Consider the following 10,209-nt stretch of genomic DNA (forward strand, 5'->3'; position numbering starts at 1 on the left):
CGGATCGGCCCAGAGTTGATCAAACACGCCATGCACCAGGACACCACTAAAATGATTGACTTCAGCAAGTATCACGTGATCCATCTCGTCGTCTGCTCCCCCGCGGACAGGCGCGACAACACACCCGAGCGGGTATCCGGCTGTTCTGTGTCATGACGTTGGTGATGCTCTGGTGGGGGTGATCCAGGTGGTGATGTGTTCTGGTGTGAGTGGTTTGCTGTAGTGGTAGCCCTGGGCAAGGTCGCAGCCCAGGGTGAGGAGGGTGGTGCGTTGGTGGCCGGTTTCGACGCCTTCGGCGACGGCTCTGATTCCTACGGCGTGGGCTAGTTGGATGCAGCTTTGAACGATCGCGTTGTCGCCGTCGTTGCTGCCGAGGCCGCTGACGAAGGACCGGTCGATTTTGAGTTCGTCGATGGGGAAGTCTTTGAGGTAGGTCAGGCTTGCGTAGCCTGTTCCGAAGTCGTCGATGGCCAGCCCTACCCCTAGTGATTTGAGGGCGGTGAGGACTTTCAAGGCTGTTGCCGGGTTCTCCATGAGCGCTGTCTCGGTGATTTCCAGGGTCAGGAGGCCGGGGGTGAAGTCGTATCGTTCTAGCGCGGTGGCGACAGTGTCGAGGAGGTGCGGGTCGAGGAGTTGGCGGGTGGAGAGGTTCACGGCGATCCCGAGGGGTTCTGACCCCGGTGAGGTCTGGGCCCAGTGGGTGCCTTGGCGTATCGCTTCTTGCAGGACCCATGTGCCGAGGTCGCGGATGAGCCCGGACTCTTCGGCTAGGTCGATGAAGTCGACGGGTTGGAGGAGGCCGCGGGTGGGGTGTTCCCAGCGCACCAGGGCTTCGACACTGTTGATGGTACCGGTGCTCATGTCCATGCGGGGTTGGTAGTGCACGCGTAGCTGCTTGGTTTCGATGCCGTGGCGCAGTTCGCCGAGCAGACGCATCCGGTTGATGGCTGGGTCGGTCTCGGACGGATCGTGTACGTTCCAGGAGTTCCGGCCGTTGGCCTTCGCCCGGTACATGGCGATGTCGGCTCGGCGCAGTAGTTGGGCTGGTTCGCTGCAGTCCTGGTCGGTGAGCGCTATCCCGATACTGGCTGAACACAGGATTTCCAGGCCCTCGATGATCATCGGGGTATGGATTGCTTCAAGTAGCCTCTCGGCCAGCGTCGTCGCCCCGGCGAGGTCCTCGACGTGTTCGAGGGCGATGAATTCATCCCCTGCAAGGCGGGCTACCGTGCCGGTGGTGCGCACCGAGGAGGACAGTCGTTGCCCGACGATTCGCAGGAGCTCATCTCCTGCGTTGTGGCCGAGACTGTCATTGACTGCTTTGAAGTGATCGAGGTCCACGAACAAAACCGCGATCCTCACCCCGGGGCCTAGCTCGGTCAGTTCCCTGTCGAAGATGGAGGCCAGGCCGGCCCGGTTGGGTAGGCCGGTGAGGGAGTCATGCAGTGCCAGATGTTGCAGTCCAGCTTCAGCCCGGGTGCTGCGGGCTTCGGATTCCTCGGCCCGCCTGAGCGCTCTCACGAGCTCGAGCTCGTGTTGACGGCGTTCATGGGCGCTGAAGATGATGATCCTCAGCTCCACGACGCCGTCCAGGCGGTGCGCTCTCACGGCGGTGAGCAGGGCCGCTCTGCGCTGTCCTTGCGCGTCGATGATTTCCAGGGACACCTCGGACACGGTGCCGGTGAGCTGGAGTTGGGAGATACTGCTGGTCCAGTGCAGAAGACGATCGCCCATGGGCATCAGCTGCGGTAGGGCGGTGCCAAGAACGTCGTCGCTGCGGTACCCGGCCCAGGCCAGGAAAGTGTCGTTGGCGGCCGTGATCGTCCAGTTCTCGTCGGTGAGCAAGTACCCACAGGGCGCCTGGTGGTAGAGCTGCTCGTAATGCCCCTCCTGGCTCACGAAGCCGGGATCAGGTATCGCCGAATCGCGTGTGCTGTCTCATCCGGTGCGCTGGCCTGGGGTACGTGACCGGTCGCGTCGAGTTCGACCAGTGTGCTTCCCGTCAATCGGTCCTTGAGGTACCTGCCGACCTCAAGGGGGGCGAGCATGTCCTGGGAGCACTGCAGGATCAGCGTTGGAACGCTGACCTGCTGCAGGTCCGAGCGAATGTCGGAGAGGAAACTGACACGGGCGAAAGTGCGCGCGGTATCCGGGTTGGTCCGGCAGAAACTCGTCTCGAGCTCTTCAGTGAGCTCCGGCGCGTCAGGGTTCCCCATGATGGTCGGTGCCAGGGCCGCTGACCACGCGAAATAGTTGCTGTCGAGGGACTCCAGGAGCCCATCGATATCTTCTCGAGTGAAACCGCCCACGTAGTCATCGACGGGATCGTTAATGTACGACGGAGACGGTGCGACCAGGACCAACCGGCTAAACACGCCCGGAGTTCTGATCGCGGCCTTGATGGCGATCATCGTCGCAACGCTGTGTGCGACCAGAACGACATCGCGGAGAACGAGCTCCTCGCATAAAGCAAGCACGTCCGTGACATACCCGTCGAGATTCGAGTACTTCTCCGGATCGTACTGAGCCAGGTCCGAGCGCCCTGACCCCATGTGATCGAACAACACCACCTGGAACCGGTCCTCGAAGAACGGGATGATCCGACGCCACATGCCCTGATCGCACCCAAACCCATGAGCGAACAACATCACTGGCCCATCAGGCTGGCCACTGATCGTGACATGGTGTTGATCAAGAACAGAAGAAGTGACAGCGCGCACAGCTCACTTCGCTTCCTGAGATAGAGAAACCGGCCCACACGATCATGGCGCCCCAAGCCCCAGTATCAACCACCCCCGAACCGGCTAAGGCCGGATACCGGGCAGCCAGAGAAAAACCTGAGGTAATACTGAGCGACATCGACACCAGCACGAAATCCCACTGATCCAGTGCGCACCAAGACGGCCTTAAGCTCCACCTTTCGGGCTCCACCCGCCCATAAGCGAATGATCGGTCCGGAAGGGGGCTGTGGATCTGCCCGCTATCGGCGACAACGTCGCGCTTCAGCGCTCAGTACCAGACCCCTTCACCGCACATCTCCAGCAGCAGTTAGGCGATCCACTCTGGACGAAACCCTTGGCCTTGACCCCGGATGGTAGACACGGGTTATGCGGCTCTTCGGACATCCGGTGGGGGTAGGTGTTTGAGGCTAGCTGGGTCAGAGGTGGCGTGAAGGGGTCGAGGTCCCCGAGGATCAGAAGCGCTAACTGACTGACCCGACCCGAGGACCTCGACGTGTCTCATGCTACTTCGGGTGCGTTGATGCGCGCTCTGCCATCGATCCTTGTTCGCGCTGCGACCTATTGGTCGGTCTCGACGGAGTCCACGTCGAGAAGGTCGAGCGTGATGAGGGGCTGCTGACGGTGACTGTCTCGACGTCGCCGCAGGTGATGGGGTGCCCGGGGTGCGGGAGCATCGCTGTCGGCCGCGGCCGGCGCCGCCGCGTGCTCCACGATGTCCCCGGTGCGAGTCAGGTCCGGGTGGTCTGGCGGCAACGTATCTGGCGATGCGCCGACGCGCACTGCATCAAGAGGACGTTCGTGGAACAGTTCACGTCGCTCGTCGCAGCGCGCGGATCGATCACCACGCGCGCGATCATCTGGGCGATTGGGCAACTCCGCCGGGAACACGCGACCATCGCTGGCCTGGCCCGGCAGCTCGGGACCTCGTGGAAGACGGTATGGCGTGCGATCGAGCCCGAACTACGGCGTCTTGCGGATGATGAGTCCCGGTTCGAGAATGTCACGACGCTCGGCGTCGACGAGCATATCTGGCACCACGTCGATCCCCGCAAGCGTGGCCCGAAGGAGCTCACCGGGATGGTCGATCTCACCCGCGACAAGCACGGAAAGACGCGGGCCAGGCTCCTGGATCTAGTACCCGGCCGGTCAGGGAAAGCCTACAAAGACTGGCTCCACGCCCGAGATAGTACGTTCCGGGACGGCGTGCAGGTCGCCGCGTTGGATCCGTTCGCGGGATATAAGAGCGCGATCGATGACACCCTCGAGGACGCCGTCGCGGTCCTCGACGCGTTCCATGTGGTGAAGCTTGGCACCGCCGCCGTCGATGAGGTACGCCGACGCGTCCAGCAGGACACCCTCGGGCACCGCGGCCGTAAGGGCGAGCCTCTCTATGGAATCCAGAGCATCCTCCGTGCTGGGGCAGAGAACCTCACTGACAAGCAGCGCGCCCGGTTCATCACAGCGATCGAAGCCCATGAAGCGCACGAGGAGGTGTTTGGGCTGCTGCGGTGATTTCGGAGTAGGAGATTCCTGCGTTCTCTGACCCACCACCGGATGGTCGGTTCGATGGGACGGGTCGCGTCCTGCGGTGATAACGCCGCAATGGAATCATTCTTCGCTCTGCTGCAGAAGAACGTCCTGGACCGTCGGTCCTGGACTACCCGAGAGCAGCTGAGGATTGCGATCGTGATGTGGATCGAGCAGACCTATCACCGGAGACGTCGGCAGACCCGACTCGGGCGTTTGACGCCTATTGAGTTCGAGGCCATCATGAACACGCCAGCCGCCTTGGCTGCGTGACTAGAACTGTCACCTATCCGTGCAGCAGACCCTTCTTCAGGGCTGATGGGCTTAGCAGCAGGGTCGCTTACCGGTTGTTAGCAGGTGTTGAGTCGTAAGTGGTGGTCGCTGGTGTGGGCGCATTAGATGCTATGTCTTGTAGCGCGGCGAGGTGGTTCCGCCACACGCGTTCGCCTTCGGTGGTGAGTTTGAGCCAGGTTCGTGGTCGTTTGCCGATGTAGCCCTTTCGGATTCTTACGTAGCCAGCCGATTCGAGCGCGGTGGTTTGTTTGCTGAGGACGGAGTCGGTGACCTGGAGGTGGTCGCGGAGGGTGGCGAAGTCGATCTCCTCGGTGTGCGCAAGAGCTGCTGCGAGGGAAAAACGTACGGGGTGCCCGAGGGTGTCATCGAGTTGATGTCGTGGGTGTTCGGCAGCTGCGGTAAGGGGCGCGGTCACTGCCGTGCCTCGTACCAGGCGCACGCCGTCGTCGAAAAGGTGATGAGACCGGCAAGGAGGCCGGTGAACCAGGGTTCGTTTGCGAATGCAATGCCAGCTAGCGATAATCCCATCCCGGCCGCCCAGAGAATACTCCATACTCCCATGTAGATAGCCCAGCGGGTACCGAAGCCCCGTTTCGCGGATCTGCTAAAGAGCAATACCGTCGCAAGGAGAATGATGATCCAGGTTCCCATAACGGTCATAGGCAGAATCAACGATAATCCGGGGATCTGATTGGCGTAGGTAAAGGCGATAAGGGCCATGGAGGAGACGGCGCCAAGTCCTAGAATGCAGCTAATCGCGGGCCAACTTGCGCTGGAGCGGATGCTGGCACCGAGGTGACTGGCCTGGTCGAGCATGGCTTTTGCCTGCTCAGCGGTTGGGGAGTTTGAAACGGTGGTGTCGCTCATAGTGATCCTTCTGACGTGATAGTAGTCGATGTGCCAACTATCGCAAGTTGTTTCCGTTTTGGCAAGTATTTCCTCAAAGATGCGTTACTGGTGATCTCGGCATGTGTCCGTGGGCCGTTCCTTTCGACATGGCCCTCAAGACTCAATTGCCGTTGTGCTGGATTTAAGGTTGATCCGCACTGCCTCTATGACAACGAGGATGTAGTCATGGAGGGTCGATGAGCGTCTGTAGGAGCTGATCGCCCCGCTGACCCCGCCCTAGGGGCCACCTATACAGGCACATGACCTTCTGCTGGCTCTCATCGACGATCTCGAGCAGAGAGGCGTGCACTTCAGGAGTGTCACCGAGGGATTCAGCACGCCCCAAGTGCCCGGGGTTGTCCTTGAGCACCACACGCCGTCGTTGAACAGTTGGGATAGGAAACTGGTAGACCGGCTGGGTGAGCGGTGCTTGTCAACGGATATTGGGTGCTCCGGGTATTGCATGCGGAGCATGGCCTGAAACTTACGCTGATATCGTCCGGTCGCTCACCGGGTACACCGCACAGGGTTCCGATCCCCTCAACGAGCTCAGGGTGGTCAGTACCAAAGCATCTACGACGAAGAAGGAGCCAGTCATGGCACAGAATCTGAATCAGCCGATCACCGATGACAGCATCAAGGTCCGCCAACTCAGCCATTACCAGTTCAGCTGGGTCGCGGGAGATCCGGGGCAGCCCGGGACGTGGACCCTCCAACTCGTGCTGGATCAGGGCGCGTGGGAGGAAGTGCTCACCATCGACGCCGATGACGCCGACAACCTGCAAGATCTTCTCTCTACCGCCGAAACCGTCTACTACGACGTGCAGCGCCGCACCCTCCTGTTCGGCACCACCGAAGCCGGCCACCACTAACACTTCCGGCTCGGGGCCGACGATGAATCCTCCTGGGTATTCCCGTGGCGGGAAACTCACCGGGCCTGCTGCGAAGCACTGACACCCCAGGCAACAGCGCGGACTGATGAGCCTTCGCAGGAAGGCCCGTGCGAACCGCTCGAATCCGCCTGTTACCAGCATCGGCATCCTCGCTTCGCCGACAATGTGGGCGAAGCATGGGTCAGGGTCTGTGGGGTACGACTCTTGTCGTACCCCACAGACCCTGGCCTTGTGGTGCAGGTTTAGTGCTGGTTCTTCGTGTTGTCCGTGGTGGAGTCGAGGACCTCGATCTTTTCCTTGCGGACCTCGTCGGTGACTTCCTGCTGCTCGGTGACGGTTTCCTTGTCCAGGCGAATACGTTCGACCGCGACGGCTTCCTTGTCCACGACGGCCCGCTCCTCGTGGAGGACCACTTCGTGCTCTTCCTCGCTGATCGCCAGTCCGTCCAGGGCATCGCCCCGGTTGGCGTCAGTGATCGGCTCGGAGACCACGCGAATCTCCTCATGCTTCAGGGGTACCGTCGTGCTCACGTTCTCGGTCACCACGTACTTACGCAGTCGTGCTGTACCTGATTCGCGGCGCTCGGTGCCGACGCGGAGCTGTTCCTCGGAACGGGTCATCGCATCATCGGTCGTGGGCCCGGAGGTATCGTGCCCGACGATGCCCTTGTCGTCGGAGCGGTCGATACGCTCATCACCGTCCTGGTAGCCACGCTCGTACCCGGCCTCGCCGGTCCCGACGCCGCCGGTGGTCGCGGTCTTGTCCTCGAGGACATCGCCCGTCCGGTCGTGCTGCCCGCTCTGGCCAGCGAGGCCGTAGTGCCGGTACAGGCGCTGTTCTTCTTCGGGGCTGAGGTCCCCGTCGGATTCGATCCGCGGTGCGTCCTTGACCTGGTCCTTGATGTAGGCGACATTCACGTCGTTACCGGTCAGGTGGGCGCCCTGGAGGGGGACGAAGGACTCCGATGTTCCGAACAGTCCCGTCTTGACGGTCACCCAGCTCGGATCCCCACTCTGGTCATCGAGATACACCTGACCTGCCGTGCCGATCTTCGTCCCATGGGAATCCAGCACGGTGGACCGGCCGGACAGGATCGTGTCGATATCGTTCTGCGAAATCATGAAAAGCACTCCTTCAGTTACAGCACCAGGCTCTGTGCCTGGTGGTGACGCGGGTGGCTGAGGTGAGAGCACCGAACTCCACCTCCCTTTGCCCCGGACTGCGCGCGGTATCGCTGATGCGAGGAGCCGCGCACGATCTCGGGCTGAGGTCAGTTCTGGTCGGTGGTGATCTGGTGGTCGATACCGGCCTGATCGACCTTGCGGTGGAAGCGCATACCGGCTTTGCCTCCCAGGATCGCCCCGATCAGGGGGACCAGGATGGTGATAGCCAGGCCGATGAGCCCGCCGGTAGTCAAAGCACTGCCGTCGAGGGGAATCCGTGGGGCGCCTTGAATCTTATCGAGGACGTTGAACTGGTCGCCGGCGACAGCGGCGAGGATCGCGATGACGATCGCGATGATGATGCCCCACAGCCACACGGCCAGCCCCTGCTTGACGCCGTCGAAGCGGGCCATCCGCCCGGCGACGTAGCCGCCGCAGTAGTAGGCGACGAAGAGCACGATCGCCAGGACGATGCCGCTGACGATGCCGATGGTCTGCGCGTTCTCCTGTGCCTGGTTCGCGGCGTCAGAGGTGCTGGTCGTATTCGCGGCTCCCACACCCGCGCCGACGGCGGTAGCTATGGCGCTGAGGAGGACCGTGAGCCCGATCGCTGTGAGCCAGCCGAAGAACGCCGAACCCCATTTGATACCGCCGAAGCGCTCTCTTTCCGCAGCGACGACGTCGTTCCTACGCTTCTTCGGGGTACTTGCCCCTGACGTGTTGTTCTCTGCCATGTCATGTCCTTCGGTGTGAGTGTTACGTGTGAGGTCGACCTCCAGCACCGCCGGCGACCCGCCGACCAGCTGCCTCCACCACACGGTCCGAAAAGGCCCGCTCAAGCGGTGAGGGAAGCAGGTGAACAGGTAACTGCCATTGCAAGGGCAGGGCTGGACGTCAGGAGCCACTCCTTGACTCAGACCAGTGATGTTCTCGGCGGGGATACCCCGCGGGCAGGAAGAGCGGGACCCTACTCGAAGGCCCGGACCCCATTGCCACAAACATCTAAGCACACTGATCATGTGTGACGTTGCGCTATCGTGATGTGGGCCTCACTCCGAGGCTGATCAGTGCCGGTGGCGCCGGGGGCGCCCTGAAGCCGGCACCCCCTTTCACTTGTCTCAAGGAGTATCCATGGAAGAATCCCTGCGCAGCGGTCTGGCGACCGTTGTCGAATTCGTACCGAAACTGATCCTGTTCCTCGTCATCCTCGTCATCGGGCTGATCGTCGCGAAGCTCATCGCGAAGGCGCTGGACAAGCTGCTCGAAAAGGTCGGCTTCGACCGGGCCGTCGAACGCGGCGGCGTGAAGAAGGCCCTCGCACAGTCCAAGCTCGACGCCAGTGACATCGTCTCGAAGATCGTCTACTACTTCCTGGTCCTGTTCGTGCTCCAGTTCGCCTTCGGGGTCTTCGGGCCGAACCCGGTCAGTGACCTGCTCGCCGGTATCATCGCGTTCCTGCCGAAGATCATCGTCGCGATCATCATCGTGGTCATCGCAGCGGCGATCGCCGCCGCGGTGAAGTCCCTGATTCAGAACGCGCTCGGCGGACTGTCCTACGGCAAGATCCTCGCGAACATCGCGAGCGTCTTCATCCTGGGCATCGGCATCATCGCCGCCCTGAACCAGGTCGAGATCGCAACCACGGTCACCACCCCGATCCTCATCGCGGTGCTCTCGGCCATCGTCGGTGTCATCGTCGTCGGTGTCGGAGGCGGGCTCATCGGCCCGATGTCCAAGCGGTGGGAAGGCTACCTGAACAAGGCCGAGGAAGAAGCCCCCAAGATCAAGGCCCACGCCGATGCAGCACCCTCGGCGGGCCAGCAGCTGAAGTCCAAAGCACAGCAGGCCAAGGCCAAGACGGACCAGCGGACCTCCGGCAACCAGGACGGCGCACACCGGGTCTAAGCACCGACGCACCTCGTCGGCTCACTCTCAACGAGCTCGAACTACTTAACCAAGGCAAGGGACGCCCCCACGCGGGGCGTCCCTCGCCTGGTTTCCAAGCAGAAACGATGCGCGGCAGCCAGCCCATACGACTCAAGACGCGTCTGCACATCCGTGTCGACCAACGCGTGAGCCGATCCAAGCAACGCCTCCACGACGCGCTTTCCGGGTGTAGTCGATAGGTGGATGGCCGATCCGAAGATCACTGCCGGTCTCGGCTCATTGATCCCATAGGCACTATCAGCTGCTGACCTCATCAAGCATGTAACCGGGTTCAAGCGGAAGCTGCAGCTGACGCCATCGCCACGATCCCTATTGCCGCTATTAGTTCTATTAGTCCTAGGAAGACCAACTCATGGTGTACGCGACCACGTCGATGAGGAGGCTGTGCACATCCACCGTCCGCTCAAGGCGACTCCTTTCGTATTGGTGAGGCAGGTGGGTGTGTGCAGGCGGTCCCGTGGTTCCTGCTGTCCAGATGTGTGCGGGACAAGCAGCGAAGCGTGGGGAGCTTGTGCCGTGCACATGTGGGCAGGAGGCGGGCGCCTTCGACGACCAGGCGATTAGTTCCGATCCTTTGTGCACTACTTGGTTCTGCCACACTCAACTGTGACTTTTCCTGACCGTGGCGGGCTTTTTGAAGCCTCGATGGCGGGGCAGCCCGCCAACGCCGTCCCGTGGTCAAAGCGGCTCATCCGATTCCAGGGTGTAGCCGCGGTGGCGCGTTGGTCTTGAGGTAGGCGCCGAGGTCTTCCGAGA

Annotated in this window: 8 protein-coding genes and 2 pseudogenes; 4 read left to right on the top strand and 6 right to left on the bottom strand. The window is 61.8% G+C overall.

The window, feature by feature from the left end; all coding sequences use genetic code 11:
• Nucleotides 1–150: 150 nt before the first annotated feature.
• Together Q0747_RS13440 and Q0747_RS13445 are read right to left on the bottom strand one after the other, a co-directional pair.
• Nucleotides 151–1,899: a bifunctional diguanylate cyclase/phosphodiesterase gene (locus Q0747_RS13440; RefSeq protein ID WP_298255483.1), complete on the bottom strand. Its 1,749-nt coding sequence runs from the start codon at nt 1,897–1,899 to the stop codon at nt 151–153.
• Nucleotides 1,896–2,720, bottom strand: a complete 825-nt coding sequence (locus Q0747_RS13445; protein ID WP_298255485.1) for an alpha/beta fold hydrolase — start codon at nt 2,718–2,720, stop codon at nt 1,896–1,898. The genes Q0747_RS13440 and Q0747_RS13445 overlap by 4 nt, the downstream gene beginning before the upstream one ends.
• Nucleotides 2,721–3,275: 555 nt before the next feature.
• On the opposite strand from Q0747_RS13445, the pseudogene Q0747_RS13450 reads away from it, so the two are divergent.
• Both Q0747_RS13450 and Q0747_RS13455 read left to right on the top strand, forming a co-directional pair.
• Nucleotides 3,276–4,235 (top strand): annotated as a pseudogene (locus tag Q0747_RS13450) (ISL3 family transposase); the annotation flags it as partial.
• Nucleotides 4,236–4,253: 18 nt separating this feature from the next.
• A pseudogene (locus Q0747_RS13455) lies at nt 4,254–4,541 on the top strand (integrase core domain-containing protein); the annotation flags it as partial.
• Between the two features lie 67 nt (nt 4,542–4,608).
• Here Q0747_RS13455 and Q0747_RS13460 read toward each other — a convergent pair.
• Both Q0747_RS13460 and Q0747_RS13465 read right to left on the bottom strand, forming a co-directional pair.
• Nucleotides 4,609–5,001, bottom strand: coding sequence for a winged helix-turn-helix domain-containing protein (locus Q0747_RS13460; protein WP_367277725.1), 393 nt, complete (start codon nt 4,999–5,001; stop codon nt 4,609–4,611).
• Nucleotides 4,974–5,429, bottom strand: coding sequence for a hypothetical protein (locus tag Q0747_RS13465; protein ID WP_298255489.1), 456 nt, complete (start codon nt 5,427–5,429; stop codon nt 4,974–4,976). Before Q0747_RS13465 ends, Q0747_RS13460 begins: the two co-directional genes overlap by 28 nt.
• Nucleotides 5,430–6,046: 617 nt before the next feature.
• Between Q0747_RS13465 and Q0747_RS13470 the strand changes: the two genes are divergently transcribed.
• Nucleotides 6,047–6,322, top strand: a complete 276-nt coding sequence (locus tag Q0747_RS13470) for a hypothetical protein (RefSeq protein ID WP_298255491.1) — start codon at nt 6,047–6,049, stop codon at nt 6,320–6,322.
• A 263-nt stretch (nt 6,323–6,585) separates the two neighbouring features.
• Here Q0747_RS13470 and Q0747_RS13475 read toward each other — a convergent pair whose 3' ends face one another.
• A complete protein-coding gene (locus Q0747_RS13475; RefSeq protein ID WP_298255493.1) occupies nt 6,586–7,464 on the bottom strand; it encodes a YsnF/AvaK domain-containing protein in 879 nt (292 codons plus the stop codon).
• Between the two features lie 149 nt (nt 7,465–7,613).
• The gene (locus Q0747_RS13480; protein ID WP_298255495.1) at nt 7,614–8,240 is read right to left on the bottom strand and encodes a hypothetical protein; all 627 of its coding nucleotides are present in this window, start codon (nt 8,238–8,240) and stop codon (nt 7,614–7,616) included.
• 397 nt (nt 8,241–8,637) lie between these two features.
• Here Q0747_RS13480 and Q0747_RS13485 point away from each other — a divergent pair, with 397 nt between their 5' ends.
• Complete coding sequence (locus Q0747_RS13485) at nt 8,638–9,411, top strand: mechanosensitive ion channel family protein (protein WP_298255497.1); 774 nt, start codon at nt 8,638–8,640, stop codon at nt 9,409–9,411.
• Nucleotides 9,412–10,209: the final 798 nt, after the last annotated feature.

Origin of the sequence: uncultured Arthrobacter sp., from assembly GCF_947493765.1 — a bacterium.
Lineage (GTDB): Bacteria > Actinomycetota > Actinomycetes > Actinomycetales > Micrococcaceae > Arthrobacter_D.

Excerpts from the sequence above, each read along its gene's own strand:
- Q0747_RS13465 (WP_298255489.1), bottom strand. The coding sequence starts at position 5,429 with ATGAGCGACACCACCGTTTCAAACTCCCCAACCGCTGAGCAGGCAAAA.
- Q0747_RS13470 (WP_298255491.1), top strand. The coding sequence starts at position 6,047 with ATGGCACAGAATCTGAATCAGCCGATCACCGATGACAGCATCAAGGTC.
- Q0747_RS13475 (WP_298255493.1), bottom strand. The coding sequence starts at position 7,464 with ATGATTTCGCAGAACGATATCGACACGATCCTGTCCGGCCGGTCCACC.
- Q0747_RS13480 (WP_298255495.1), bottom strand. The coding sequence starts at position 8,240 with ATGGCAGAGAACAACACGTCAGGGGCAAGTACCCCGAAGAAGCGTAGG.
- Q0747_RS13485 (WP_298255497.1), top strand. The coding sequence starts at position 8,638 with ATGGAAGAATCCCTGCGCAGCGGTCTGGCGACCGTTGTCGAATTCGTA.